This is a genomic window from Rhodopseudomonas sp. P2A-2r, assembly GCF_026015985.1.
Classification (GTDB): domain Bacteria; phylum Pseudomonadota; class Alphaproteobacteria; order Rhizobiales; family Xanthobacteraceae; genus Tardiphaga.
The window spans coordinates 5,576,099-5,601,936 of sequence record NZ_CP110389.1 but is presented as its reverse complement, the minus strand read 5'-3'; the positions used below and the strand labels follow the sequence as shown (position 1 = coordinate 5,601,936).

Below are 25,838 nucleotides of genomic sequence, written 5' to 3'. Positions count from 1 at the left end.
ACTGGGAGATCCGAAGGATCAGGCCGAAGCGGCCTCGTCCTTCTTGAGGAAGCCCGAGAACTTCTTCTGGAAGCGCGACACGCGACCGCCGCGATCGAGCAACTGGGCGGAACCGCCGGTCCAGGCCGGATGGGTCTTGCAGTCGATGTCGAGGTTCAGCTTGTCGCCTTCCTTGCCCCAAGTGGAGCGGGTCTGGTACTCGGTCCCGTCGGTCATAACGACCGTAATCATATGATATTCCGGGTGAATTTCGGCTTTCATAGCATATCCTTCGGCGCGCTGACGCCTGAATCACGATGATTTCGGGGGCGAATTTGGCTGCTCTATATCGCAGGAATGCCGGTGAGACAAGGACGCCGGTCATTTGCGTCGAACGTCATGCAGGCCTATTTGAGGCTGGCGATGAGGATGGTCAGATCTGATGAGTGCAGTCGAACGGCTTGAAATCCCAGCCGGCGAGAAATCGCCGCTTCCGCAGCCCGCTGCTGTGCCTCCGGAGCCGTCACTGGTTGAGGTCGTCGCTGACGCGCCGGCGCCCAGTCGGGCCAGGCTGCGCCCGCTGCTGGCGCTGGCGCCCTATGTGGCGCGCTACCGCGGGCGGGCGCTGCTGGCGCTGGTGTCCCTGACGATTGCGGCGCTGACCACGCTGGTGGTGCCGGTGGCGGCGCGCCGCATGATCGACTTCGGCTTCAGCCCCGAAGGCTTCGCACTCATCAACAGCTATTTCAGCGTCATGATCGCCGTGGTCGCGGTGCTCGCGCTGGCCAGTGCCGCCCGCTACTATCTGGTGATGACCATCGGCGAGCGCATCGTTGCCGATCTGCGCCGCGACGTGTTCGCGCACCTCACCGCGCTGTCGCCGTCGTTCTTCGATTCGGCCCGGTCCGGCGAACTGGTGTCGCGGCTGACCGCCGATACCACGCAGATCAAGGCCGCCGTCGGTGCTTCGGTGTCGATCGCGTTGCGCAACATCATCATGTTCCTCGGCGCCTCCGCCATGATGGTGATCTCGAGCCCGAAGCTGTCCGGCTTCGTGCTGGCGGCGATTCCGCTGATCGTGATTCCGCTGGTGGCGTTCGGGCGCTGGGTGCGCCGGCTGTCGCGGACGGCGCAGGACACGCTGGGCGAGGCTTCTGCCTATGCCGGCGAACTGGTGGGCGCGATCCGCACCGTGCAGGCCTATACCAACGAAAACCTTGCCAATGCCCGGTTCGGCGGCGAGGTCGAGCAGGCCTATGAGGCCGCGCGCAGCTCGACCCGCGCCCGCGCGGTGTTGACCGCCATCATCATCTTCATCGTGTTTTCCAGCGTCGTCGGCATCCTCTGGGTCGGCTCGCATGACGTGCTGTCGGGCGCCCTGACGGCGGGCCGGCTCGGGCAGTTCGTGCTCTATGCGGCATTTGCCGCCTCGAGCCTCGGGCAGCTCAGCGAAGTCTGGGGCGAGGTCTCGGCAGCATCCGGCGCATCCGAGCGGCTGTTCGAAATCCTCAACGTCAAGTCTGCCATTCAGGCGCCTCCCGTGCCGCGCGCGCTGCCGAAGCCCGCCCGCGGCGACGTGACCTTCGACAAGGTGGTGTTCGCCTATCCGACACGTCCCGACATCATGTCGGTGGATGGCGTGTCGCTGGCGGTGAAATCCGGCGAGAAGGTCGCCATCGTCGGTCCATCGGGCGCCGGCAAGAGCACGCTGTTTCATCTGCTGCTGCGGTTTTACGATCCGAAGAGCGGCACGATCTCGTTCGACGGCACGCCGATCCGCGACACCGATCCGCGCGAGCTGCGCAAGCGTATCGCGCTGGTGCCGCAGGATTCGGTGATTTTCGCCGCCACCGCGCGCGAGAATATCCGCTTCGGTCGCCCCGATGCCACCGACGCCGAGGTCGAGCATGCCGCCAGCCTGGCGCATGCCACCGAGTTCATTCGCCGCCTGCCGGACGGCTTCGAAGCGCAGCTCGGCGAGCGCGGCGTCACCCTGTCCGGCGGCCAGCGCCAGCGCATCGCCATTGCCCGCGCCATCCTGCGCGATGCGCCGTTGCTGTTGCTCGACGAGGCGACCTCGGCGCTCGATGCCGAATCCGAGACGCTGGTGCAGACCGCGCTGGAAGAACTGATGAGACACCGCACCACGCTGGTGATCGCGCATCGCCTCGCCACCGTTCTGTCCTGCGACCGCATCCTGGTGATGGAGCACGGCCGCATCGTCGAGCAGGGCACCCACGCCTCGCTGGTCGCTGCCGGCGGGCTTTATGCCCGGCTGGCAAGGCTGCAGTTCGGGGTGTGATCTAAAGCGAGCCAGGCATTCCTGACGGATCACGGGCCGCGTGCCGTATGGCGTGGACAACGATCTCGGTGTCGGTGGCCTCGTAGAAGACCAGATAGGGATAGGGCGTTGTGGTCAGCCGGCGAATTGCAGGGTCGTCGGTACGCACTCCGATGTGAGGGTGGGTGACCAGAAGCGCGATGACTTTCTGAACACGTCCCTGAACCCGCTTCGCGCCAAGAGGCGACCGGGCAGCGATGTCATCGAGAATTGAATGAAGATCGGCGAGTGCCGGGATGGTGAAGCGGAGCTTCACAGCCCGTGTTTGGCCCAGGCGGCGCGGACTTGCTCGTCCGTCGCGAATTCACCGCGTGCCGCGGCGGCTTTCGAAGCAGCAATGGCAGCGAGTTCCTCGGGGAGAGCGTCACACGAGGAGTCTCGCTCCCTGCGAGCTGCAGCACAATGCGCGCGATATCGTCCTGTGCCTCTGACGAAAGGCCGCGCGCGGCTTCAAGGGCCTGATCCAGGAGACGAGTCATGGGTCGGAGGCTATCTCATTTTCCGTCAGTGGTGAAGTACTTGCCGTCGACGACGATTTAGGGTGCCCACGCCATCAGCAGCACCGCGCGCCCCGACGAGTTCACTTCCTCTCCGGTCCGGACGAATCCATTGCGCTCGTAAAATCGGATCGCGCGAGAATTGTCGGCATTGACCTTCAGGGTCACGCCATCTGGCGACAGCCGCTTGGCCTCGTCCACCAGCGCCCGGCTGACGTCCGTGCCCCAATGCGCGGGGCTCACCACCAACTGATCGAGATACCCGGTGCCGTCGATGGTGACGAAGCCGATCAGCGCATTGTCCTGCTCGGCGACGACAATCTGCGCCACCGGCACCAATTCGCTGCGCCAGCGTTCCCGCCACCAGTCAACGCGCCTGTCGAAGTCGATCAATGGATAGGCCTGCCGCCAGGTCTCCAGCCATAGCGCGATGGAGGCGTCTTCGTCGGCAAGGCAGTAGGGCCGCAGTTCAAACGAGTGTGTCACCGTTCCGTCAGCTTCAGTTCGATACGGCGGTTGCGCTTGTAGGCGTCCTCGGTGGTGCCGACGTCGAGCGGTTGGAATTCGGCAAAGCCGGCGGCAACCAGCCGCTGGGCCGGGACGCCGAGCGAGATCAGATACTGCACCACCGAGATGGCGCGTGCGCTCGACAGCTCCCAGTTCGACTTGAACAGCGGACTGTTGAGGATGGGCCGCGAATCGGTGTGGCCGTCGACCCGCATCACCCAGGCGATCTCGGGCGGGATCTGCTTGTCGAGCTCGGTCAGCGCGCTGGCGACCTTGTCGAGCTCGGCCTTGCCTTCAGGCAGCAGCAGCGCCTGCCCGGTGTCGAAGAACACTTCCGACTGGAACACGAAGCGGTCGCCGACGATGCGGATGTCCGGCCGGTTGCCGAGAATGGCGCGCAGGCGCCCGAAGAACTCCGAGCGGTAGCGCGACAGCTCCTGTACGCGCTGCGCCAGTGCGACGTTGAGGCGCTGGCCGAGATCGGCGATCCGGCTGTTGGATTCCTTGTCGCGCTTCTCGGAGGCGTCGAGCGCTTCCTCAAGGGCGGCGAGCTGGCGGCGCAGCGCCGCGATCTGCTGGTTCAGCACCTCGACCTGCGCCAGCGCGCGCGACGACAGCTGCTTTTCGGAATCCAGCGCCTTGTTGAGTTCGGTGGCGCGGCCTGCAGCATCGGAGCCGGCACCGGCGAGGCCGTCGTAGAGTCCCTTCACGCGGTCGCGCTCGGCTTCCGCCGAGGCGAGGCCGGCGCGCATCTGCGACAACTGGTCGTCGAGATTGAGTTTGCCGAGCTTTTCCAGCGACAGGAGGTCGTTGAGCTGCGCCAGCTTGGCGTTGAGCTGCTCCAGCGCCTTGTCCTTGCCGGTGACCTCCTGCGACAGCACAAACTGCACCACGAGAAAAACCGTCAGCAGGAACACCACCGCCAGCACCAGCGTCGACAGCGCGTCGACGAAGCCGGGCCAGTAGTTGAATTCGGAAGAACCGCGCCGTCCGCGTGCGAGAGCCATCAGATGTTCTCCTGGATGCGGGCATGTTTCCCGGACGCGCTGCAGCGTTCTTCACGCTGCTGCGCAGAGCCGGGATCCCGGTTGGTGCAATCACCGGGGCCCCGGATCTGCGAAGCATCACGCCGCAAGTGCGGCGCGCTGCATCGCGTCCGGGGAACGAGAGTCATCAATTCTTTTCCGGCTGGCGGGCGATATGCTCGAGCAGTTTCTTGATCTCGCGGTTCTGTTCGCCCTGGCCGTCGGCCCACTCGCGGATCATTTCCTGTTCGGAGCGCATATGCGCCACCAGGCTCTGGATGGCGTCGGCGAGGTTGGCCATGGCGGTGGTGGTGCCGCGGTTGTTGCCGCCTTCCTCCATGGTGACCCGCAGCCGCTCCATGGCATGCTGCAATTCGCCCGAGGCGCCGGCGGCGCTGTCACCGGAATATTCCCGCACCGTGGAGGCCAGCCAGTCTTCCAGATCGGTGTAGAAGCGGTTCTGCGCGCCGGACGACTGCAGGTCGAGGAAGCCGAGGATCAGCGACCCCGCCAGACCGAACAGGGACGACGAGAACGAAATGCCCATGCCGGCAAGCGGGGACTTCAGGCCGTCCTTGAGGTTTTCGAACAGCGAGCCGGCATCGCCGCCGACCTTGAGCCCGTCGATGACCGTGCCGATCGAGCCCACCGTCTCGATGAGGCCCCAGAAGGTGCCAAGCAGACCGAGGAACACCAGCAGGCCGGTCATGTAGCGCGAGATGTCGCGGGCCTCATCCAGGCGGGTGGCGATGGAATCCAGCAGATGCCGCATGGTCTGCTGCGTGATCCGCATCCGCCCGGTGCGCTCGCCGCCGAGAATCGCCGCCATCGGCGCCAGCAGGGTCGGGCGCTTGTCCAGCGCCAGGCCGGGATCGGAGATGCGGAAATTGTTGACCCAGGACACCTCGGGATAGAGCCGGATCACCTGCCGGAACGCGAGGATGATGCCGATGAACAGCACCGCGCCGATCAGGGCGTTGAGGCCGGGATTGGCGAAGAAGGCGGTGACGATCTGCTTGTAGAGCACGGTCATCACCAGCCCGCACAGCACGAGGAACACCAGCATCCGCACCAGGAAGATCCGTGGCGACGACAGCTTTGTCAGTTCGATCTCCATCGCGGAGCGGGAAGAGGAGCCTGGCGCCATGGGTGCATTCATCTGGGTGCGAGGGAAGTTGTCGTGCGCAATATGGCACAGCCCGGCGACAAGAAAAGAACGTATCCACGGGAATTGAGCGGCTGATGGAACTTAGCCGTGAAACCCGGCTTGAATTGAGGCGTAGTTGTAAAACACGTCCCGGCTCAGCCATTTAGCGGAATTCTCATGACGGTCCTGTACCTCGAAGCGCTCGCCGCCATTGCTGTATCGCTGTCGGTGCTGATGGCGATTGCCTGGGTCGTGCAGCAGCGCACGGGCAATTCCGGCTGGGTCGATACGATCTGGACGTTCTCGGTCGGCCTGGTTGGCGCGGGCAGCGCGCTGTGGCCGGTGGCCGGCGCCGCGCCCAACGCCCGACAATGGCTCGTCGCCGCTTTGGTGGCGATCTGGTCGGTGCGGCTCGGCAGCCATATTGCGCAGCGCACCAAGGGGATCACCGACGATCCGCGCTATGCCGCCTTCGCCAGGGATTGGGGCGTCGACGCGCCACGCAAAATGTTCGTCTTCCTGCAGAACCAGGGCTTCGGGTCGATTCCGCTGGTGTTCGCGATCTTCCTGGCGGCGCGGTTTCCCGACCCTGCGTTGCGGATGCAGGATTATCTCGGCGCGCTGGTGCTGTTCGCCGGCATCGCCGGCGAGGCCGTGGCCGACGCCCAGCTGAAATCCTTCCGCGGCGATCCCGCCAACAAGGGGAAGGTCTGCGATGTCGGTCTGTGGCGCTGGTCGCGGCATCCGAACTACTTCTTTGAATGGTTCGGCTGGCTGGCTTATCCCGTGATCGCCTTGTCGTTCGACTATCCGTGGGGCCTCGCGACGCTGCTGGCGCCGCTGTTCATGTTCTGGATCCTGCGTTATGTCACGGGCGTGCCGCCGCTGGAGGATCAGATGATCATATCGCGCGGCGACGCCTACCGGGACTATCAGGCGCGCACCAGCGCGTTCTTCCCGCTGCCGCCGAGAAAACTGTCTGACGTTCAGGGAGCGGCCTGATGAGCGTCGTATCCCGCATCATCGGCACCGCGGAGCGGGTACCGCTGCCGGATGCGCTTATCCGGGCCGGCATCCAGCAACTCTGTTCGCGAACAGCGACGCGGCTGGCGTCCGGGGACGCCGTCAGCGATGCCGCCTTTGCCGGCGAGATGGCGGCGCGCAGCATCGCCGAACACACCGACGCTGCCAATGCCCAGCACTACGAGGTCCCGGCGGCGTTCTTCGCGCTGGTTCTGGGGCCGAACCGCAAATACTCGTCGTGCTTCTACAAGGAGCCGGAATCGACGCTGCAGGAGGCCGAGGAAGAGGCGCTGCGGCAGACCATCGAACATGCCGACCTCGCCGATGGCCAGTCGATCCTCGAACTCGGCTGCGGCTGGGGCTCGCTGTCGCTGTCGATGGCGCGGCAATTTCCCAACTCGCAGATCACGGCCGTGTCCAACTCCAGCTCGCAGCGCCTCTATATCGAGGCTCAGGCGACATCGCGTGGCCTGACGAACCTGCGCGTCATCACCCACGACATGAACTTCTTCGCGCCGTCGCAACAATTCGACCGCATCGTCTCGGTCGAGATGTTCGAGCACATGATTAACTGGCGCGAGCTGATGACGCGGGTGCGTTCGTGGCTCGCTCCCGACGGCCGTTTCTTCATGCACATCTTCACCCATCGCTCCGGCACCTATCTGTTCGATCGCGCCGACAAGGAGGACTGGATCGCGCAGCATTTCTTCACCGGCGGCGTGATGCCGAGCCATCATTTGATCCGGCAATACGAAGACCTGTTCGATGTCGAGAAGGAGTGGCGTTGGAGTGGCGTGCACTACCAGCGCACGGCGCTCGACTGGCTGGCCAACTTCGACCGCAACCGCCGCGACATCGAGGCGATACTCCGCCCGGTCTATGGCCGCGCGACCGGCCTGTGGATGCGACGCTGGCGCTGGTTCCTTCTCGCCACCGCCGGCCTGTTCGGTTACGGCGCCGGCAGCGAATGGGGCGTCAGCCATTACCGGATGGCGGCGGCGGGCCGGAATCCAACCACCACACAATTGCGTGAGGGGACGGAACTCGCTGCAGTTACAACGCGATAAGCGCATGTGGCATTGCGCCGCCGCGAAATGTATTGCGCTGCAGCGCATCTGATTTATCGTCACTTATCAACAGGTTCGAAATATCCGGAAAAGTCGCGACGGGCATCGGTCCGGCGGCTCCGTCGATGCATGTCCAAGCTGACGAGCGCTTCGAACACCAGAGCAGGAACGATAGCTACCATGACGACATTCAACGCACGCTCCGCAGGCCTGGCGCTGTTGCTGGCCGGTCTCGCGCCGCTGCTGGCGGGATGCAATGAGCCGAAACAGGCCGTCGCGGCAACTCAGCCGTCCGAGCCTGAAGTGAGTGTCGTCTCGGTCAAGCCGCAAGCCCGTTCGCTGGTGCGCGAGTTGCCAGGCCGAATCGCCCCGACCCGGGTTGCCGATGTCCGTCCGCGTGTCTCCGGCATCGTCGTGGAACGTATGTTCCATCAAGGCAGCGTGGTGATGGCCGGCGAGCCGCTGTACCGGATCGATCCGAAGCCGTTCCAGGTCGAGCTGCAGGCCAGCGATGCGGCGCTCGCCAAGGCGGACGCGGCCTATGATCTTGCCGCGCAGCACGCGCGTCGCATTGCCACCCTTGCCGGTCAGAAGGCTGTTTCCGAAGCCGAGAACGAGAAGGCCATCGGCGCCATGCGTCAGGCAGAGGCCGAGATCGCCGGCCGCAAGGCCGACGTCGCGCGCGCCAAGCTCAACCTCGACTACGCCACCATCCGCGCGCCGATCAGCGGCATCATCGGCGCCGCGCTGGTCAGCGAGGGCGCGCTGGTGGTGCAGAACGAAAACACCAATCTGGCAACCATTCAGCAGCTCGATCCGATCTACGCCGACTTCACCCAGTCGGTCAGCGAGATGAACTCCCTGCGCCGCGCCTTCGAGAGCGGCGACCTCGACCAGATCGCCGATGACGCCGCACGCGTGCGCCTGGTGCTCGACGATGGCCAAGTCTATCCGCTGCCCGGCAAACTGCTGTTCTCCGAAGCCAAGGTCGATGCCTTCACTGGCCAGGTGACGTTGCGCGGCCAGTTCCCCAATCCGAAGCGCGAATTGCTGCCGGGCATGTATGTCCGCGTTCAAATCGAGCAGGGCATCGACACCGATTCCATCGCGGTGCCGCAGCAGGCGGTGCAGCGCAACGGCGGCGGCGGCAGCGAAGTGTTCGTGGTCAAGGACGATGGTCATGTCGCGACGCAGGTCGTGCGCATGGGCGCGATCCAGGACGGCCAGTGGTTCGTGACCGAGGGTCTGAAGGGTGGCGAGCGCGTGGTGGTCGAAGGCTTCCAGAAATTCGCACCGGGCGACAAGGTGAATGCGCAGCTGTGGCCGGTGGCGGAAGCCGCGCACGACGCTGCTGCCGGCGAGCAGCAGACGATCCAAGCGAAACCCTGAGATCTGACACATGGCTAATTTCTTTATCGACAGGCCGATTTTCGCCTGGGTCGTAGCGCTTTTCATTTGTCTGTTCGGGGCCATCGCCATTCCGCAGCTGCCGATTGCGCAGTACCCGATCATCGCGCCGCCTTCGATCTCGATCTCCACCAGCTATCCTGGCGCGTCGCCGGAGAACCTCTACAACTCAGTCACACGTCTGATTGAGGAAGAGCTCAACGGCGCCGCCGGCATTCTCAACTTCGAGTCGACGTCCGACTCGCTCGGCGCCGTGGAAATCATCGCCAACTTCGTGCCGGGCACCGACACAAGCCAGGCTTCGGTGGAAGTGCAGAACCGCCTGAAGCGCGTCGAAGCGCGGTTGCCGCGCGCGGTGATTCAGCAGGGCATTCTGGTGGAAGAAGCCTCCGCTGCGGTGCTCAACATCATCACGCTGCGCTCCACCGACGGCAGCCTCGACGAAGTCGGCCTCGGCGACTTCATGATCCGCAACATTCTCGGCGAAATCCGTCGCATTCCCGGCGTCGGCCGTGCCTCGCTGTATTCCACCGAGCGCTCGCTGCGCGTCTGGGTCGATCCGGCCCGGCTGGTCGGCTACAATCTGACCTCCGACGACGTCAACAAGGCGATCGCTGCGCAGAACGCCCAGGTCGCCTCCGGCAGCGTGGGCGCCGAGCCGTCGACCGCGACCACCAAGACGTCCTCGCTCGTGCTCGTCAAAGGCCAGCTCACGACGCCGGAGGAATTCGGCGCCATCGTGCTGCGCGCCAATTCCGACGGTTCCACGGTGCGGCTGCGCGATGTCGCGCGGATCGAGGTCGGCGGCCTCAGCTATCAGTTCACCACCCGACTCGACGGCAAGCCGACGGCCGGCCTTTCCGTGCTGATGTCGCCTAAGGGCAACGCGCTGGCCACCGCCGCCGCCATCGAAGCCAAGATGAAGGAGCTGTCGAACTTCTTCCCGGCCAATATCGCCTACGACATTCCCTACAACGTCACGCCGGTGGTCGAAGCGTCGATCGAGAAGGTGGTTCACACGCTGCTGGAGGCGGTCGCGCTGGTCTTCATCGTGATGTTCATCTTCCTGCAGAACTTCCGCTACACGCTGATCCCGACCATCGTGGTGCCGATCGCGCTGCTCGGCACCTGCACGATGCTGCTGATGGCCGGCTACTCCATCAACATGCTCACCATGTTCGGCATGGTGCTGGCCGTGGGCATTCTCGTCGACGACGCCATCGTCGTGGTGGAGAACGTCGAGCGCATCATGAGCGAAGAGGGCCTGCCGCCGAAGGAGGCCACCAAGAAGGCGATGAGCCAGATCTCCAGCGCCATCATCGGCGTCACGCTGGTGATGATCGGCGTGTTCGTGCCGATGGCGTTCTTCCCGGGCTCGGTCGGCATCATCTACCGGCAATTCTCCGTCACCATGGTCGCCTCCATCGCGTTCTCCGCGTTGCTGGCGCTGTCGCTGACGCCGGCTTTGTGCGCCACCTTCCTGAAGCCGATCAAGGAAGGCCATGGCCACGCCAGGAAGGGCTTCTTCGGCTGGTTCAACCGCAAGCTCGACGGCACCCGCGACGGCTATTCGAAGACGGTCGGCTGGTCGCTGAAGCGCACCGGGCGACTGCTCGTCGTCTATGTCGCGCTGCTGGTCGGTCTCACCTGGGGCTTCATGCGGATGCCCGGCGGCTTCCTGCCGATCGACGACCAGGGCTTCATCACCACCGACGTGCAGACGCCGTCCGATTCGTCGTTCGCCCGCACCGAAGGGGCGATCGAGAAGGTCGAGGAATATCTGAAGAAGCGTTCGGGCATTGAAAGCGTCGTGTTTCTCACCGGCTTCAGCTTTCTCGGCCAGGGCATGAACACCGCGCAGGCCTTCATCACCCTGAAGGACTGGTCCGAGCGTCCGCCCGGCGATTCCGCCGCCGCCCTTGTCAACGACATCAACCGCGAATTGTCGTCGATCCGCGATGCCAAGATCTCCGCACTGCAGCCGCCGCCGATAGACAACCTCGGTAACTCTTCGGGCTTCAGCTTCCGCCTGCAGGATCGCGGCCAGAAGGGCTTTGTTGCGCTGAACGCCGCGTCCGACAAGCTGATCGCCGATGCCAATGCCAGCCCGGTGCTGCAGAAGGTCTTCGTCGAAGGCCTGCCGCCGGCGCCTCTGGTCAACCTGATGATCGATCGCGAAAAGGCCGGCGCCTTCGGCGTCACCTTCGAGGACATCAACTCGACGATCTCGACCAATCTCGGCTCGAACTACGTCAACGACTTCCCGAACCGCGGCCGCATGCAGCGCGTCGTGGTGCAGTCGGAAGCCGCCAACCGGATGAACGCCACCGACATCCTGAACTACAACGTCAAGAACAGCCGCGGGCAGCTGGTGCCGTTCTCCTCCTTTGCCACGGTGGAATGGGCGAAGGGCCCGACCCAGATCACCGGCTTCAACTTCTATCCGGCGGTGCGCATTTCCGGCGAGGCGCGGCCCGGATTTACCTCGGGCGACGCCATCAACGAGATGGAGCGTCTGGCGGGCCTTCTGCCGCGCGGCTTCGGCTTCGAGTGGACCGGCCAGTCGTTGCAGGAAAAGCTGTCGGGCTCGCAGGCGCCGTTCCTGCTCGGCCTGTCGGCGCTAGTGGTGTTCCTGGTGCTCGCCGCGCTCTATGAGAGCTGGACGATCCCGATGGCGGTGCTGATGACGGTGCCGCTCGGCATCTGCGGCGCCGTGCTGGCGGCGACGCTGCGCGGATTGCCGAACGACGTGTACTTCACGGTGGGTCTGATCACGATCATCGGGCTAGCGGCCAAGAACGCGATCTTGATCATCGAATTCGCCAAGGACCTGCGCGCTGGCGGCAAGTCGCTGATCGACGCGACTATGGAAGCCTGCTACCTGCGTTTCCGCCCGATCGTGATGACCGGCCTGGCCTTCATCTGCGGCGTGCTGCCGATGGTGGTTGCCAACGGCGCCGGCGCCCAGAGCCAGCAGGCATTGGGTACGTCGGTCACCGGCGGCATGATCGCGGTGGTGGTGCTGGCGCTGCTGATGGTCCCGGTGTTCTTCGTCGCCGTGCAGCGGCTGTTCAATCCGGACAAGGAAACCAAGACGGATGAGGTGAAGTCGGAACAGCCGGCCGGACAGGCGACGGCCGCGCATCCGTAACAAACGTTACTCTTTACTTCCTTCCTCTCCCCCGCGCGAAGCGAAGCTTCGCTAGGTGGGAAAGGGTGGACTGATCCGCGAAGCGGTTCGAGCGTGAGGGGCCACACGCTCCAAGCCCGGAGCCCCTCATTCGAGGCGCCTACGGTGGGGACTGCTTCGCCACTTCGTTTGCAGCGGGCGCAATTGCTTCTGCAACATGCGGTTCGGCCATCTCGGGCGCGGACGCGGCGATACTGTCCGGCGACTCGGCGGGCACCAGCGCCGGCAGATCTATTTTCTCCGACACTGGCGTAGCAACCGCGTCAGTTGTCGATTGTGGCGCAGGAGTGGTGACCGGAGCAGCCGCAGGGGCTGCCGGGGTCTCAACCGTGTTGACGCGCGATTTCCGCCAGAGATAGCCGATCGCGCCCAGCAACACGACTACCAGTGCACTCAGGAAGATCACCAGGCCGTTGCCGCCGCCTGAATTGGTCGGCGTCGGTGTTGGTGTGGCGACCGGTGTCGTGGGGCGCAAGGCGATCGGTGGGCCGACGACCCGCACCTCGGCGGGAGGCGCGGCCTTCGCTTGTGGCGGGGCGACAGCGGGCTCCGCAGGCTTCTGAACCGTCGGCGCGGCAGCTTGCGGCGGCACTGCTGCGTCGACAGGTTTCGGCGCCTCCGCGGCGGTCCCAGCGGCCGGAGCAGGGGCGACGGCGGCTGGCTCTGGTGGTTTCGTGTCCGCCGCCGCGCCCGGCAGTTTTGACGCATCGATCGCCAGCATACGCAGCGTGCCGCGGCCGCGACCGTTCCAACTGGCAGACCAGACGTAGCCGGCTCCGCCGCCGAGCCGGTAGATCGGTAACCCCAGCTGCGCCGACCTTTGCAGATTGTTGCCGCTGTCGATCAGGATGCCCGGCGCGTCGTCGGTGCCGGCGGCCAGCGCTGCCCTGCGCTCCGGCTCCAGCGGCTGCATCGATACCGCGCCCCAAGAAGCGATAACCCCGCTGGCTACGCCTCTGGCGTCCTGCAGCGGCAGCAGCGTTGCCTTGCCGAGCGTTTCCGACAGTCGGGCGATTTCGTCGTGGGCGTCGATGTCGTCCATGACGACGGGATCGAGGCTCTGGTTGATATAGACCACGGACCCGTCGGCGGCGTGCAGGAACGCCGAGGCCTCGGAGACGCGACGGCGGCCCGAGCGTTCTGCGGTCTGGCGCTGGCACCCGGTCAAGCCGGCATATTGCTGGCTGGGCGCGCAGGCGTAGTCCAGATAGTCGGGGCTGCCGACGTTGACGGCGCTGCCGAGCCGTATGCCGTTGACGACATAGGCCGGGTTGTCGCGTGCGGTCACCTGCGCCGCGGCCGGCACCTGCACCGGCGCGCCGCGCGCCTGGAAGGCGGCGATGGCCGCCAGTTGCACGCGCTTGATACAATCCGCATCGGGCCCGCAGGCGTGCCGGCGCCGCAGCAGCGGTTCGGCAATGCTTTTCGCGGTGTCGGCGCCATCGCTGCCGATCACCTGCTGATAGCCCTCCACGACGGCGCGATCGAGACGCGCCAGTTCGGGATTGCCGCAGATGGCGATTTCGTCCGGCTGTGTCGCGACGTTGCAGTTGAAGCTTGGCGTGGCCGTAACACGCGGGACGTTGACGTCCGCGTTGGCGCGGCAATCATCGACGATGCCGGCCACGCGGCTGTCGGTGGGGCCGATGCCGCGATCGATCAGCCTATTCACGGATCTGCGGGCGCCGCGCAGTGCGTTGTCGATGCACCGCATCTCGCCGGGAGAGATCCGTTCCCATTCGGCCTGGATCGCCGCCCTGCGCGGTTGACCGAGACGGCCGATGTCCTCGAAGAAACGGTCAAGGCCCTGGGCTGATGCGCTGCTGATGTTGGCAAGGCCTAGCAGTCCGACACAGAACACTCTCGCAGCAAGGCGCATCACCAGCTCCAGGCCGGTCTGTGAAACCTGAATGGTCTCAACGGGGCGGCCTAGATAAGGAACGCACCGGTGCTCCCGCGAGTTCCATGGGCCGGGATCCTGTCATTCCGGGTTCGCATGCGCCTGGAATACGCCCGCGTCCCGGATTGACGGCGCCTGTCGCCTACAGCGGCTTCAGAATCTTCGTCAGCTCGCTATAGACGAATTCGTTGCCGCAGACGATGTTGCCGGTCTTCAGCACGTCGCCGCCATGAATGTCGCCGACGGTGCCGCCGGCTTCCTTGATCAGGATGATGCCGGCCGCGATGTCCCAAGGCTGCAGGTTGCGTTCCCAGTAGCCGTCGAGGCGGCCGGCGGCGACAAAGGCGAGGTCAAGCGACGCGGCGCCGAAGCGGCGCAGGCCGGCGACCTTGGGCTGCAGCGCCGCCATTTCCTTGCGCGACTGCTCGTGGTCGCCGCGGCCGATATGCGGCAGGCCGCAGGCGATGACACATTCGTTGAGCTGCTTGCGGCCGGCGACACGCAGGCGGGTATCGTTCAGAAACGCGCCGCCACCTTTTTCGGCCATGTAGAGTTCGTCATTGGCCGGATTGTAGATCAACCCGGCGATCGGTACGCCTTCGCGCAACAGGCCGATCGAGACCGCGAACTGCGGGATGCCGTGCAGGAAGTTGGTGGTGCCGTCGAGCGGATCGACCACCCAGGTGTGGGTCTTGTCGGTGCCTTCGCGGTTGCCGCCTTCCTCGCCAAGGAAGCCGTAGCCCGGCCGTGCCTTGTTGAGGTCGGTGTAGAGCATCTCCTCGGCGCGCTTGTCGGCGAGGCTGACGAAGTTCGCCGGGCCCTTCATCGACACTTGCAGGTTCTCGACTTCGCCGAGATCGCGCTTGAGGCTGCGGCCGGCGCGGCGCGCGGCTTTGACCATGACGTTCATGAGAGCGGAATTGATCATGATTTGGACTCAAGACGACCTGGCGCCAAATCGCGGCAGCAGGTCTGGACAGGGATGATTGAGGGGCGATGGGTGCCCGTTGGGGCTGCGCACGTCAAGGGTGGATCATTTGTCGACGCCGAGCCATTTGCGCGCGGCCTCCTGGGCCTTGGTGCGGTCCTCCGGCGTGGCCTGGGCCAGCATCTCGTCGAGCATCAGGTCGCCCTTGCCGGCGGTTTTGGCCACGATATGCCATTTCAGCCCCTCGATCTTGTCCATCGGGGCGCCCTGGCCGGTCACCAGCACGCGGGCGAGCCGGTTCTGGGCGATCGGGCTGTTCTGCCGGGCAGCCTTGCGCAGCAAGGCCACCCCGGCGGCCTCGTTTTTCGGTGTTCCGGTGCCGTTGTAGAGCGCAATGGCGTACTCGACCTCGGCATCGACGTTGTCGGCCAATGACGCGGCCTGCAGCAGGCGCACCGCCTTTTCGATGTTCTTCTCTACCCCGGTGCCCTCCTTGTAGAAGGTGGCCAGCGCGTATTGCGCCTCGGGGTTGCCGGCGTCGGCGGCCACCCGCAGCAGTTCGGCGGCGCGCTTGACGTCCTGCGGAAAGATCTGGCCGTCTAGATACAGCAGCGCCAGATTATAGGCCGCCTTGGGACTGCCGAGCTTGGCGGCGGAGGCCAGCCACTTGGCGCCCTCGCTACGGTTGCCGGTATTGCCGCGATCGGACAGCCGCAGCATCGCCAGCGCGAACATGCCTTCGCGATCGCCGCGCTCGGCGGCACGCTGGTACCATTCCGCCGCCTTGGCATAGTCGCGTTTGACCCCCAGCGCGTTGGCATAGAGCTCGCCCAGCATGGCCATCGCCTTGGGGTCGTTATTCTCCTCCGCGCGCTTTGAGGCGAGATCGAAGGCTGTCTTGTACTGGCCGCGCTGATAGGCGCCGTAGACGAGGTCCACGTTGGCGTCGCCCGTCGGGGCGGATGTTGCAGGAGTCGGCGCTGTAGATGGTGCCGGAGGCACCACCGCGGGCTTCTTTGCCGCTACCGGGGCTTTTGCGGCGGGCTTGGGCGCGGCCTTCGGTTTTGCCGGGGCCGGTTTGCTGGCCGGCGCCTGCGCAGCCGGGGGCGTCAGCGAGATCTGCGCCATGGCGCCGCCTGCCCAGGCCAGGCACGCCGCCAGCAACGCGATCGGACGCAGGATTGTCATGCCTGGCGTCATTCCTGTTCAACTTCGACTTTTCCGGCCATCGCGGCGTGACCCTGCCGGATCGCGGTTTCCGCGTCCATCAGCGCCGCTGCGGGACCGCGCGGGTCGTCCCAGATGAAGTCGCCGACCAGCACGAAATCGGCGCCGGCAGCGCCAAAGGCGCGCGCCTCATCAAGCGAGACCGCATAGCCGACGCAGGGCGGCTCGAACAGTTCGGCCCACCAGTTCAGCCGCTCGGCGATGGCCTCGGTCGACGGCCGCTGCCCCTGCGCGTCGGGCTCGCCGAACAGCACGTAGTCGGCGCCGGCTTCGCCCGCCGCCATGGAATCGTGGCGCGTCGGCAGGCCGCCGACGCCGCAGATGCGGTCCGGCTTCAGCGTCGGCAGCGCGTCCGACATCGCCTCTATGCCGTTAAGATGCGCGCCATCGGCTCCGCCGCGCGCCACCAGCTCGGCATGGCCCTCGATCAGCAGCGCCGCGCCGGCGTTCTGCACCGCCGGCGCAAGTGCCTTGATGCGGGCGATCATGGTGCGCTGGTCGGTGGTCTTGAGCCGTAGCAGGACGGCGGCGACGTCGGCGTTATCAAGCAGTGCGGGGAGGCCGGCGGCCAGCGACGCGGGATCGTCAACCTCAGGCGTGGCGAGATAGAGCCGCGGTATCGGCGGCGGTGGAACTGGTTTGCTGGCCATCGGGACTCAAGCTGCCTTGTCGGTTTCGAGCGCTGCGCTCCACGTGCCTGTGCTGGCGAGTGAATTCATGCGCGCGCGATGGGTGAAGGCCCGTTGGCCGGCGGCGATGTTCTCCGCCTTGCCGGACCATGCCTTTGCGGCGCCGCCTGCAGCGCGCGGCCATAGGAAAATGTGAGGGGCCACGGCAGTCCGCCGATCCGGTTCATGGCGTCGAGATGCGCGGTGGCGTCCTCGTCGGACTGGCCGCCGGACAGGAAGGCGATGCCCGGCACCGCCGCCGGCACGCAGGCCTTCAACATCCGGATGGTCTTTTCTGCGACTTCCGTGACGCTGGCCTGCTTTGCGCACTTCTTGCCGGCTATCGCCATGTTCGGCTTCAGGATCATGCCCTCCAGCGCGACGCGCTGGATACGCAACTCCTGGAAGGTCTTGTTGAGTACCCGGGTGGTGACCTCGACGCAGCGGTCGATGTCGTGATCGCCGTCCATCAGCACTTCCGGCTCGACGATCGGCACGATCTGCGCCTGCTGGCACAGCGCCGCATAGCGCGCCAGCGCGTGGGCGTTGACGTGGATCGCGGTCATGCTGGGAATATGCGCGGACTGGTTGATATCGATCACCGCGCGCCATTTGGCGAAGCGCGCGCCGCGCTCGTAGTACTTCGCAAGGCGCTCGGCCAGCCGGTCGAGGCCGACAGTAATGGTCTCGCCTGGGCAGTTCGGCAGCGCCTGCGTGCCCTCGTCGACCTTGATGCCGGGAATGGCGCCGGCCGCCTCGATCAGCTTCACCAGCGGCGTGCCGTCGGCCGCGTTCTGCCAGATGGTCTCGTCGTACAGGATCACGCCTGAAATGGTCTCGGTCATCGCTGCGCTGGAGCGGAACAGCATCTCGCGATAGTCGCGGCGGGTGGCCTCGGTGGACTCCACGCCGATCGCGTCAAAGCGCTTCTTGATGGTGCCGCCGGATTCGTCGGCGGCGAGCAGGCCCTTGCCGGGCGCGACCATGGCGAGAGCGACTTTGTTGAGATCGGCGAGGTTCATAGCTCAGTCCTATTGCCTATATTGGGCGGTCTTCAGGCAAGCCCTGTAAAAATTGCGAATGCGCGATCGACGCGCTCCATATCGTTAGAAGCCAGGCGTCCGAAGACAGGCCCGATCTTCGTGCGCGGCAACGTGGCGCATTTATCGGCCATAACCTGAGATGTCACTTGCAGGCCGTTTTCGGACGTCGGCTCAACCAAAATCCGAAATATCCGGGCGGTCGACAGCTCGCTGGTCAGCGGCAAGAACGTTACCGAGTTCAAACCCTCGACCCAAGTCGCTTGAATGATGACCGCCGGTCTCGCTTTTCCATAGGCGCCTTGCATCACGGCGGTCACAAGGTCGCCGCGCTTCATTTCCAGCCTTCGATTTCGATTTCCGAAAGCTCGTCGAGGATGGTCTTTTCGTCTGCACTGGCATTAATGGCCGCGATGTCGCGAGCGACCTGCGCCTTGAAGTCCGGCGCGTTCACATCCGGTACCCAGATGGTCACCGGCTTGAGGCCGGCGGCTCTCATCTTCTCGCGGTGCTTGCGGACGCGCTTGGCACCATCGGACATGGCGGCCTCCATTTGTTACATGTAACATATGGCCGGCCGCCTGTCGCTTCAAGCTTTGCAGTCGCCGATCAGGCGATCTTCGGCGCCAGTTCGCCGGCGGCGTAGCGCTTGGCCATGTCGGCGGGCGTGAGGACCTTCTTGATCTTGCCTGCCTGTCCAGCCGTGTTGAACTCCTGCAGGCGCTGCTTGCACAGCTTGACCATGGCCTCCATCGCCGGCTTCAGGTACTTGCGCGGGTCGAACTCTTCCGGATGCTCGGCGAGGATCTTGCGGATCTGGCCGGTCATCGCCATGCGGTTGTCGGTGTCGATGTTGATCTTGCGCACGCCATGCTTGATGCCGCGCTGGATCTCGGCCACCGGCACGCCCCAGGTCGGCTTCATCTTGCCGCCGAACGCGTTGATGATGTCCTGCAGGTCCTGCGGCACCGACGACGAGCCGTGCATCACCAGATGGGTGTTGGGCAGCTTGCGGTGGATTTCCTCGATCACGCCCATGGCCAGGATGTCGCCATCCGGCTTGCGGGTGAACTTGTAGGCGCCGTGCGAGGTGCCCATGGCGATGGCCAGCGCGTCGACCTGGGTCTCCTGGACGAACTTCACGGCCTCGTCGGGATTGGTCAGCAGCTGGTCGTGGGACAGCTTGCCCTCGGCGCCGTGGCCGTCTTCCTTGTCGCCCATGCCGGTTTCCAGCGAGCCGAGCACGCCGAGTTCGCCTTCCACCGAGATGCCGCCGAGATGCGCCATGTCGGTCACGGTCTTGGTGACGCCGACATTGTAGTCCCAGTCGGCCGGGGTCTTGCCGTCGGCTTTCAGCGAGCCGTCCATCATCACCGAGGTGAAGCCGGCCTGGATCGCGGTCATGCAGGTCGCAGCGCCGTTGCCGTGGTCAAGATGCACGCAGACCGGGATCTGCGGATAGATTTCGGTGACCGCATCCATCATGTGCTTGAGCATGATGTCGTTGGCGTAGGAGCGGGCGCCGCGCGAGGCCTGGATGATCACCGGCGCGTCCACGCTCGATGCTGCCTCCATGATCGCCAGCGCCTGTTCCATATTGTTGATATTGAAGGCCGGCACGCCATAGTCATGTTCTGCAGCATGATCGAGCAGTTGACGCAGCGTGATACGGGCCATGGGGAACTCCTTGCAAGGGTGGGGCGCGGTCGATCCGGATTGACCGGCGACAGACGAACGACCCCCGCTCTTAACGCGACGGGCGGGGAATCCAAGCTGCCGAAGGTCGCGGCTGGCGTGGAGGTTAACTAGGACGGAGCGCATACAAGCGGGGGTGTCAGTTGTCGCCAGCTTCCAAGGCAGCCACGCGCTCCTCGACCTCGCTGACGCGTTCGTCGAAATCGGTGACCGTGGCGCGCATCATGACAAGCATTCCGGCGCTATCGCGGCGTTGCTTGGACATGATGCGTTCGATGTTTTCGAACCGTGCTTCCGTCGCCTGTCTGAACTGACCTCTCTCCGATCTGAGCGTGCCAATGCTCTCCTGAATTTTCATCAGGATCTGGGGTACAGCATCGGTAGGAGCATCGACCATAAACAGAACATAGCGGAAACACTCGCGCCCGGCAAGTGTAGTGTCAGCCCTTTGCAACCCTCAAAACCTCGACGCCCGGCAATGGCTTGCCTTCTATCCATTCCAGAAAGGCGCCGCCGGCGGTCGAGATGTAGGAGAAGTCCTCCGCCACGCCGGCATGGTTGAGTGCAGCGACGGTGTCGCCGCCGCCGGCCACGGAGACCAGCTTGCCGGCCTTGGTGCGCGCCGCGGCGTGCCTGGCGCTGGAGACGGTACCCTTGTCGAACGGCGCGATCTCGAAGGCGCCGACCGGGCCGTTCCAGACCAGCGTCGCGGCATCGTCGATCGCCGCATTGATGCGGTCGATAGAGCGCGGGCCGACGTCGAGGATCATGCCGTCGTCCGGGATCGCCTCGATGCCATAGGCGTGCGACGGGGCATTGGCTTCGAACTTGGTGGCGACCACGCCATCGACGGGCAGGATAATGGCGCAGTTGGCGGTCTCGGCCTTTTCCATGATGCGCAGGGCAGTGGCGGCGAGGTCCTTCTCGCACAGCGATTTGCCGATGCCAAAACCCTGGGCGTGCAGGAATGTGTTGGCCATGCCGCCGCCGATCACCAGCGCGTCGACCTTGGTGACGAGGTTTTCCAGCAGATCGATTTTCGACGACACCTTGGCGCCGCCGACGATGGCGATCACCGGGCGGGTCGGCGCGTCGAGCGCCTTGCCGAGCGCCACCAGCTCGGCCTGCATGGTACGGCCGGCGAAAGCGGGGAGGACGTGCCCGAGGCCTTCGGTCGACGCGTGGGCGCGGTGCGCGGCCGAGAACGCGTCGTTGACCCAGATGTCGCCAAGTGCCGCCAGTTGGGCAACGAAGGTCGGATCGTTCTTCTCTTCGCGGGTATGGAAGCGGGTGTTTTCGAGGCAGAGGATGTCGCCATCCTTCATGGCCGCCACCGCGTTCGTGGCGATATCGCCGACGCAGTCGTCGGCAAAGGCGACGGGCTTCTTGATGACGTCTGCGAGCGCGGCGGCGACAGGCTTGAGCGACTGCTTGGGATCGACGCCCTTGGGCCGGCCGAAATGCGCCAGCAGGATGACGCGACCGCCCTTGCCGGAAATCTCGGTAATGGTCGGAGCGATGCGCTCGAGCCGCGTGGCATCGGTGACGCGGCCATTGTCCATGGGCACGTTGAGATCGACGCGCACCAGCACGCGCTTGCCGGAAACGTTGACGTCGTCGAGGGTGCGGAAGGAATTGGTCATGATGAGCCCCGGTGCCTTGAAGCTCATCCTTCGAGACGCCTCGCTTGGCTCGGCTCCTCAGGGTGAGCGTTTGCGCTCGCGGCGAGGAGAAATGCTCCTCGCGCTCAGTTACGGCTCCTCATGGTGAGGAGCGAGCCTCTCGGCGCGCGTCCCGAACCATGAAGTATGCGTTAGCTCAGATCAGCTTGCCGATCGCCACAGCCGTGTCGGCCATGCGGTTCGAGAAGCCCCACTCGTTGTCGTACCAGGAGAGCACGCGCACCAGCGTGCCGTTCTGCACCTTGGTCTGGTCGAAGGCGAAGGTCGAGGAATGCGGGTCGTGGTTGAAGTCGATCGACACGTTCGGATGGCTGGTGGTGCCGAGGATGCCCTTCAGTTCGCCGGCAGCGGCGGCCTTGAACGCGCCGTTGATCTCTTCCTTGGTCGTTGCCTTCTTGGCGACGATCTTGAGGTCGATCACCGACACGTTCGGGGTCGGCACGCGGATCGACACGCCGTCGAGCTTGCCGGCCAGTTCCGGCATCACTAGGCCGATGGCCTTGGCGGCACCGGTCGAGGTCGGGATCATCGACATCGCCGCGGCGCGGCCGCGATAGAGGTCGCTGTGCAGCGTGTCCAGCGTCGGCTGGTCGCCGGTGTAAGCGTGGATCGTGGTCATGAAGCCGGTCTCGATGCCCACGACTTCGTTCAGCACCTTGGCGACGGGCGCCAGGCAGTTGGTGGTGCAGGAGCCGTTGGAGACGACCAGGTGATCCTTGGTCAGGGTCTTGTGGTTGACGCCGTAGACGATGGTCGCGTCGGCGCCGTCCGAGGGGCGGACACCAGCACGCGCTTGGCGCCGGCGGTCAGGTGCATCGAGGCCTTCGCCTTTGCGCTGAAGATGCCGGTGCATTCCAGCGCGATGTCGATGCCGAGGTCCTTCCAGGGCAGCGTGTTGGGATCGCGCACGGCGGTGACCTTGATCTTGCCGCGGCCGATATCGATGCTGTCGCCGTCGACGGTGACTTCGCCGGGGAAGCGGCCGTGCACGCTGTCGAAGCGCAGCAGATGGGCGTTGCTCTCCACCGAGCCGAGATCGTTGATGGCGACGACTTCGATGTCGGTTCGCTTGGACTCATAGATCGCCCGCAGGACGTTGCGGCCGATGCGGCCAAACCCGTTGATCGAAACCCGGATTGCCATTCAACTTCTCCCTTAGCTCAAAACCTTGGCGTTGCTTGCATATGGTGACGTTTGACGCGCGTTCCATGCCCTGATTGGAACGCCGGCGCAATGTGTCTTATGCGCCGGCATTCCGTCAGGGGTTAGGCCGCGTTGTGGCGCTTGGTGGCGGCGTCCACCACGGCTTCCGCCGTGATGCCGAAAAACTTGTACAATTCCTTCGCCGGAGCGCTCGCCCCGAACGTGCTCATGCCGATGAAGGTGCCATCGTGCCCGATCACCGCATCCCAGCCGAACCGCACCGCAGCCTCGACGGCGATCTTGATCGGCGCCTTGCCAATGATGGCCTGCTGCTTTTCCGGCGACTGCTGCAGCAGCAGTTCGAGCGACGGCACCGACACGACGCGGGCGGCGATGCCCTTGTCTGCCAGCTGCTTCTGGGCGGCGACTGCGATTTCGACCTCGGAGCCGGAGGCGAAGATCGAGACCTTGGCCTCACCCTGTGCGGCGACCAGCTCGTAGCCGCCATGCGCGCAGAGATTTTCATCGTGATGCACGGTGCGCGCCGGCGTCAGGTTCTGCCGCGACAGCGCCAGCACGGTGGGGCCGGTGGTGTTTTCCAGCGCCAGCTGCCAGCATTCCGCGGTCTCGACCGGGTCGGCCGGGCGGAACACCCGCATGTTGGGCATCGCCCGCAATGAGGCCAGATGCTCCACCGGCTGGTGGGTCGGGCCGTCTTCGCCGAGGCCGATCGAGTCGTGGGTCATGATGTAGACCACCGGGATGTGCGACAGCGCCGCGATGCGCATCGAGGGCCGCGCATAATCGGTGAAGCACATGAAGGTGCCGCCGGCCGGCGCAAATCCGCCATGGGTGGAGATGCCGTTCATGGCTGCGGCCATGCCCATTTCGCGGATGCCGTAGTGGATATAGCGACCGCTGAAATCGGTCGGCGTCACATCCTTGGCGTGCTTGGTGCGGGTGTTGTTGGACGGCGTGAGATCGGCCGAGCCGAGCAGCAGTTCCGGCATCACGGCGACCAGCGCTTCCAGCGCCAGCTCGCTGGCCTTGCGCGTTGCGATGGTCTGCGGCGCGTCGACCAGTTGCTTCTTCAGCGCGCGGATGGCGTCATTGAGCCCCTCCGGGCGCTTGCGGTCGATGACGCGGCGCATGAATTCGGCGCGCTCGGCATCCGGCCGGGCGTCAAAGCGCTCCTGCCAGTCGACATGGGCGGTGGCGCCCTGCTTGCCGACCGCGCGCCAGGCGGCGAGCACGTCGTCTGGGATTTCGAACGGGCCGTAATTCCAGCCCAGCGCCTTCTTGGCGCCGGCCAGTTCCTCGGCCCCGAGCGGCTCGCCATGGGCCTTCGAGGTACCGGCGCGGGTCGGGGCGCCGAAGCCGATGGTGGTCTTGCAGGCGATCAGCGACGGGCGGTCGGACGATTGCGCGGCGGTGATGGCGGCGGCGATGGCCTTCTGGTCGTGACCGTCCACATGGACCGCGTTCCAGCCATGAGCCTTGAAGCGGGCCACCTGGTCGACATTGTCCGACAGCGACAGCGGGCCGTCGATGGTGATGCCGTTGTCGTCCCACAGCAGGATCAGCTTCGACAGCTTGAGGTGACCGGCCAGCGCCAGCGCCTCGTGGCTGACGCCCTCCATCAGGTCGCCGTCCGAGCACAGCACGTAGGTGTAATGATCGACGATGTCACCGAATTCGGCGGCCAGCAGCCGTTCGGCCAGCGCCGTGCCGACCGAGGACGCGACGCCCTGGCCGAGCGGGCCGGTGGTGGTCTCGACGCCGGCGGTGATGAAGTTCTCGGGATGGCCCGGGGTCTTGGAATGCAGCTGACGAAAGTTCTTGAGCTGGTCGAGGGTAACGTCCTCGTTGCCGGTCAGATACAGCAGCGCATAGAGCAGCATCGAGCCATGGCCCGCCGACAGGACGAAGCGGTCGCGGTCGGGCCAGCGCGGGTCGGCGGCATCGAATTTGAGGAACTGGGTCCACAGCACGGTCGCCACGTCGGCGGCGCCCATCGGCAGGCCGGGATGGCCGGATTTGGCCTTTTCGACGCCATCCATGGCCAGCGCCCGAATCGCATTGGCCATCTTTGCGTGATCAACCTGCGTCATGATCGTTTCCGTCTGCGTGGAAGGGTGGGGACGTTCCGCATCCGCGGGACATGCGGCGTGCAGCGAAGTCTCGGTATACCGGTGGAGAAAGCGCTGGATAGCATCTGCGTTCCCGGGAGTCCAAGCCGGCGGGTCGTTATCGCCCGTTTTTATGGCCTTTGCGGTGCATAGCTGCTGAGCAGCGTTGCGCCAGGCTTGCTTGCCACGTAAATTTCCCCGCCTAAACGCTTGCCGAGCCGCAGTTTTTGCGCCCCGGCGGGTTTTGCAGCGAAGGTCCGCGTAAACAGTATGATCGATCGACCCGCTTATGGTCCCAGTCCGGACGCCGCCCTCGGCGGATCCTCCGAGATTGACGCCGCGACGCGGCGCCTGATGGCGGCGCTGGATGCGCTGGAGAGCGCGGCGGAGCGACGCCGCGAGGCCGATCGCGACGAGGACGAGCTGGCAACGCGGATCCAGGCGCTGGGCGCAGACCGGTCGCGGCTGGCCGACGAACTCGACGGCACGCTGGTGAAATCGCGCCGGCTGGAACGCGCCAACCGCGAAATCGCCGGCCGCCTCGACGCCGCCATAGGCACCATCCGTTCCGTGCTCGACTCCGAACTGCCGGAGGGTGACGCCTCATGAGCCACGTCAACGTCACCATCAACGGCCGGCAATACCGCATGGCCTGCGAGGAGGGTCAGGAAACCCGCCTGCTCCGCTTGGCCGAGAGCCTTGAGGCGCGGGTCGAGAATTTGCGCGGAAAATTCGGCGAGATCGGCGACGCCCGCCTCACAGTGATGGCGGCGCTGACCGTGGCGGACGAGCTGGTCGACGCCAACCAGAAGATCCGCGCGCTGGAAGAGGAACTCGCCGCCTTGCGCGATGTCCGCGTGGCCGCCGCCGACCGCGCCCGCGCCACCCAGGCGGCCGTCGCCGCGGCGCTGAATTCCGCTGCGGAGCGCATCGAGAAGACCACCCAAGTGCTCAACCGCACCATCGGCGGCGGTGTCTCGATCGGGTAGGGGCTTCTATCAAGCGCGCTTTCCGGTGAGAAACTGGCGAGGCGAAGGGCTTTGCCTGTCGTCCCCGCGAAAGCGGGGCCCCAGTAAACACTGATATGAGGGATGAACACTGTCGTCGCGGCATACTGAGTCGCCCGGTCCTGGCGCGCAATTGCGCGCAGGCCGGGCGACGACAGGGCGCGTATGCGGCGAAGGGCGATGAAGGCGCAAAAGCTGCGACATCCCACTTCCCACTGGCAAAACCAGCCCACCGC

Annotated in this window: 22 protein-coding genes and 2 pseudogenes; 7 read left to right on the top strand and 17 right to left on the bottom strand. The window is 65.2% G+C overall.

Features of this window, described 5'->3' with window-relative positions; translation table 11 throughout:
- Positions 1-18: 18 nt before the first annotated feature.
- Positions 19-261: a 50S ribosomal protein L31 gene (gene rpmE, locus ONR75_RS27075; RefSeq protein ID WP_265079968.1), complete on the bottom strand. Its 243-nt coding sequence runs from the start codon at positions 259-261 to the stop codon at positions 19-21.
- Positions 262-421: 160 nt separating this feature from the next.
- Between rpmE and ONR75_RS27070 the strand changes: the two genes are divergently transcribed.
- Complete coding sequence (locus ONR75_RS27070) at positions 422-2,281, top strand: ABC transporter ATP-binding protein/permease (protein WP_265079967.1); 1,860 nt, start codon at positions 422-424, stop codon at positions 2,279-2,281.
- A 1-nt stretch (position 2,282) separates the two neighbouring features.
- Here the strand turns inward: ONR75_RS27070 and ONR75_RS27065 are convergent, their stop codons facing one another.
- The 4 genes from ONR75_RS27065 to ONR75_RS27045 form a co-directional block, all read right to left on the bottom strand.
- Positions 2,283-2,576, bottom strand: a complete 294-nt coding sequence (locus ONR75_RS27065; protein WP_265079966.1) for a type II toxin-antitoxin system RelE/ParE family toxin — start codon at positions 2,574-2,576, stop codon at positions 2,283-2,285.
- Positions 2,577-2,856: 280 nt separating this feature from the next.
- Positions 2,857-3,303, bottom strand: coding sequence for a GNAT family N-acetyltransferase (locus tag ONR75_RS27055; RefSeq protein ID WP_265079965.1), 447 nt, complete (start codon positions 3,301-3,303; stop codon positions 2,857-2,859).
- Entirely contained in the window at positions 3,300-4,331 is a 1,032-nt protein-coding gene (locus ONR75_RS27050) for a peptidoglycan -binding protein (protein ID WP_265079964.1), read from the bottom strand. Before ONR75_RS27050 ends, ONR75_RS27055 begins: the two co-directional genes overlap by 4 nt.
- A 166-nt stretch (positions 4,332-4,497) precedes the next feature.
- Positions 4,498-5,496 carry a flagellar motor protein MotA gene (locus tag ONR75_RS27045; RefSeq protein ID WP_265079963.1) on the bottom strand — a complete coding sequence of 333 codons (999 nt, stop codon included), beginning with the start codon at positions 5,494-5,496 and terminating at the stop codon, positions 4,498-4,500.
- A 177-nt stretch (positions 5,497-5,673) separates the two neighbouring features.
- Between ONR75_RS27045 and ONR75_RS27040 the strand changes: the two genes are divergently transcribed.
- The 4 genes from ONR75_RS27040 (at position 5,674) to ONR75_RS27025 (ending at position 12,144) form a co-directional block, all read left to right on the top strand.
- Positions 5,674-6,498, top strand: a complete 825-nt coding sequence (locus ONR75_RS27040; protein WP_265079962.1) for a DUF1295 domain-containing protein — start codon at positions 5,674-5,676, stop codon at positions 6,496-6,498.
- Positions 6,498-7,586, top strand: a complete 1,089-nt coding sequence (locus ONR75_RS27035; protein ID WP_265079961.1) for an SAM-dependent methyltransferase — start codon at positions 6,498-6,500, stop codon at positions 7,584-7,586. Before ONR75_RS27040 ends, ONR75_RS27035 begins: the two co-directional genes overlap by 1 nt.
- A gap of 180 nt (positions 7,587-7,766) precedes the next feature.
- Positions 7,767-8,975, top strand: a complete 1,209-nt coding sequence (locus ONR75_RS27030; protein ID WP_265079960.1) for an efflux RND transporter periplasmic adaptor subunit — start codon at positions 7,767-7,769, stop codon at positions 8,973-8,975.
- Between the two features lie 10 nt (positions 8,976-8,985).
- Positions 8,986-12,144 (top strand): multidrug efflux RND transporter permease subunit, encoded by a 3,159-nt coding sequence (locus ONR75_RS27025; RefSeq protein ID WP_265079959.1) that lies wholly within the window; start codon positions 8,986-8,988, stop codon positions 12,142-12,144.
- Between the two features lie 139 nt (positions 12,145-12,283).
- On the opposite strand, the gene ONR75_RS27020 is transcribed toward ONR75_RS27025, so the two are convergent.
- The 12 genes and pseudogenes from ONR75_RS27020 to tkt all read right to left on the bottom strand — a co-directional run bounded on the left by ONR75_RS27020 (position 12,284) and on the right by tkt (position 24,577).
- Positions 12,284-14,062: a lysozyme inhibitor LprI family protein gene (locus tag ONR75_RS27020; RefSeq protein WP_265079958.1), complete on the bottom strand. Its 1,779-nt coding sequence runs from the start codon at positions 14,060-14,062 to the stop codon at positions 12,284-12,286.
- Positions 14,063-14,225: 163 nt separating this feature from the next.
- Complete coding sequence (locus ONR75_RS27015) at positions 14,226-15,011, bottom strand: inositol monophosphatase family protein (protein WP_265079957.1); 786 nt, start codon at positions 15,009-15,011, stop codon at positions 14,226-14,228.
- Between the two features lie 105 nt (positions 15,012-15,116).
- On the bottom strand, positions 15,117-16,199 hold the full coding sequence (locus ONR75_RS27010) for a tetratricopeptide repeat protein (RefSeq protein WP_265079956.1): 1,083 nt from the start codon (positions 16,197-16,199) through the stop codon (positions 15,117-15,119).
- A gap of 8 nt (positions 16,200-16,207) precedes the next feature.
- On the bottom strand, positions 16,208-16,888 hold the full coding sequence (locus tag ONR75_RS27005; RefSeq protein ID WP_265079955.1) for a thiamine phosphate synthase: 681 nt from the start codon (positions 16,886-16,888) through the stop codon (positions 16,208-16,210).
- A 6-nt stretch (positions 16,889-16,894) separates the two neighbouring features.
- Positions 16,895-17,928 (bottom strand): annotated as a pseudogene (locus tag ONR75_RS27000) (class I fructose-bisphosphate aldolase).
- Positions 17,929-17,960: 32 nt separating this feature from the next.
- Positions 17,961-18,284, bottom strand: a complete 324-nt coding sequence (locus ONR75_RS26995; protein WP_265079954.1) for a type II toxin-antitoxin system PemK/MazF family toxin — start codon at positions 18,282-18,284, stop codon at positions 17,961-17,963.
- Positions 18,281-18,487: an antitoxin MazE family protein gene (locus ONR75_RS26990; protein WP_265079953.1), complete on the bottom strand. Its 207-nt coding sequence runs from the start codon at positions 18,485-18,487 to the stop codon at positions 18,281-18,283. The genes ONR75_RS26995 and ONR75_RS26990 overlap by 4 nt, the downstream gene beginning before the upstream one ends.
- A 68-nt stretch (positions 18,488-18,555) precedes the next feature.
- Positions 18,556-19,623, bottom strand: a complete 1,068-nt coding sequence (fba, locus tag ONR75_RS26985) for a class II fructose-bisphosphate aldolase (protein ID WP_265079952.1) — start codon at positions 19,621-19,623, stop codon at positions 18,556-18,558.
- A gap of 157 nt (positions 19,624-19,780) precedes the next feature.
- On the bottom strand, positions 19,781-19,999 hold the full coding sequence (locus ONR75_RS26980; RefSeq protein WP_265079951.1) for a hypothetical protein: 219 nt from the start codon (positions 19,997-19,999) through the stop codon (positions 19,781-19,783).
- Between the two features lie 82 nt (positions 20,000-20,081).
- Positions 20,082-21,284 carry a phosphoglycerate kinase gene (locus tag ONR75_RS26975; protein ID WP_265079950.1) on the bottom strand — a complete coding sequence of 401 codons (1,203 nt, stop codon included), beginning with the start codon at positions 21,282-21,284 and terminating at the stop codon, positions 20,082-20,084.
- A gap of 175 nt (positions 21,285-21,459) precedes the next feature.
- Positions 21,460-22,466, bottom strand: a pseudogene (gene gap / locus ONR75_RS26970) (type I glyceraldehyde-3-phosphate dehydrogenase).
- Between the two features lie 122 nt (positions 22,467-22,588).
- Positions 22,589-24,577: a transketolase gene (tkt, locus tag ONR75_RS26965; RefSeq protein ID WP_265079949.1), complete on the bottom strand. Its 1,989-nt coding sequence runs from the start codon at positions 24,575-24,577 to the stop codon at positions 22,589-22,591.
- Positions 24,578-24,865: 288 nt separating this feature from the next.
- Here tkt and ONR75_RS26960 point away from each other — a divergent pair, with 288 nt between their 5' ends.
- Entirely contained in the window at positions 24,866-25,204 is a 339-nt protein-coding gene (locus ONR75_RS26960) for a DUF4164 domain-containing protein (RefSeq protein ID WP_265079948.1), read from the top strand.
- Complete coding sequence (locus ONR75_RS26955; protein WP_265079947.1) at positions 25,201-25,584, top strand: cell division protein ZapA; 384 nt, start codon at positions 25,201-25,203, stop codon at positions 25,582-25,584. The genes ONR75_RS26960 and ONR75_RS26955 overlap by 4 nt, the downstream gene beginning before the upstream one ends.
- Positions 25,585-25,838: the final 254 nt, after the last annotated feature.

Bases quoted from the DNA above. Each gene is read 5' to 3' on its own strand.
- rpmE (WP_265079968.1), bottom strand. From the start codon at position 261: ATGAAAGCCGAAATTCACCCGGAATATCATATGATTACGGTCGTTATG.
- ONR75_RS27070 (WP_265079967.1), top strand. From the start codon at position 422: ATGAGTGCAGTCGAACGGCTTGAAATCCCAGCCGGCGAGAAATCGCCG.
- ONR75_RS27050 (WP_265079964.1), bottom strand. From the start codon at position 4,331: ATGGCTCTCGCACGCGGACGGCGCGGTTCTTCCGAATTCAACTACTGG.
- ONR75_RS27045 (WP_265079963.1), bottom strand. From the start codon at position 5,496: ATGGCGCCAGGCTCCTCTTCCCGCTCCGCGATGGAGATCGAACTGACA.
- ONR75_RS27040 (WP_265079962.1), top strand. From the start codon at position 5,674: ATGACGGTCCTGTACCTCGAAGCGCTCGCCGCCATTGCTGTATCGCTG.
- ONR75_RS27035 (WP_265079961.1), top strand. From the start codon at position 6,498: ATGAGCGTCGTATCCCGCATCATCGGCACCGCGGAGCGGGTACCGCTG.
- ONR75_RS27030 (WP_265079960.1), top strand. From the start codon at position 7,767: ATGACGACATTCAACGCACGCTCCGCAGGCCTGGCGCTGTTGCTGGCC.
- ONR75_RS27025 (WP_265079959.1), top strand. From the start codon at position 8,986: ATGGCTAATTTCTTTATCGACAGGCCGATTTTCGCCTGGGTCGTAGCG.
- ONR75_RS27020 (WP_265079958.1), bottom strand. From the start codon at position 14,062: ATGCGCCTTGCTGCGAGAGTGTTCTGTGTCGGACTGCTAGGCCTTGCC.
- ONR75_RS27015 (WP_265079957.1), bottom strand. From the start codon at position 15,011: ATGATCAATTCCGCTCTCATGAACGTCATGGTCAAAGCCGCGCGCCGC.
- ONR75_RS27010 (WP_265079956.1), bottom strand. From the start codon at position 16,199: ATGACAATCCTGCGTCCGATCGCGTTGCTGGCGGCGTGCCTGGCCTGG.
- ONR75_RS27005 (WP_265079955.1), bottom strand. From the start codon at position 16,888: ATGGCCAGCAAACCAGTTCCACCGCCGCCGATACCGCGGCTCTATCTC.
- ONR75_RS26995 (WP_265079954.1), bottom strand. From the start codon at position 18,284: ATGAAGCGCGGCGACCTTGTGACCGCCGTGATGCAAGGCGCCTATGGA.
- ONR75_RS26990 (WP_265079953.1), bottom strand. From the start codon at position 18,487: ATGTCCGATGGTGCCAAGCGCGTCCGCAAGCACCGCGAGAAGATGAGA.
- fba (WP_265079952.1), bottom strand. From the start codon at position 19,623: ATGGCCCGTATCACGCTGCGTCAACTGCTCGATCATGCTGCAGAACAT.
- ONR75_RS26980 (WP_265079951.1), bottom strand. From the start codon at position 19,999: ATGAAAATTCAGGAGAGCATTGGCACGCTCAGATCGGAGAGAGGTCAG.
- ONR75_RS26975 (WP_265079950.1), bottom strand. From the start codon at position 21,284: ATGACCAATTCCTTCCGCACCCTCGACGACGTCAACGTTTCCGGCAAG.
- tkt (WP_265079949.1), bottom strand. From the start codon at position 24,577: ATGACGCAGGTTGATCACGCAAAGATGGCCAATGCGATTCGGGCGCTG.
- ONR75_RS26960 (WP_265079948.1), top strand. From the start codon at position 24,866: ATGATCGATCGACCCGCTTATGGTCCCAGTCCGGACGCCGCCCTCGGC.
- ONR75_RS26955 (WP_265079947.1), top strand. From the start codon at position 25,201: ATGAGCCACGTCAACGTCACCATCAACGGCCGGCAATACCGCATGGCC.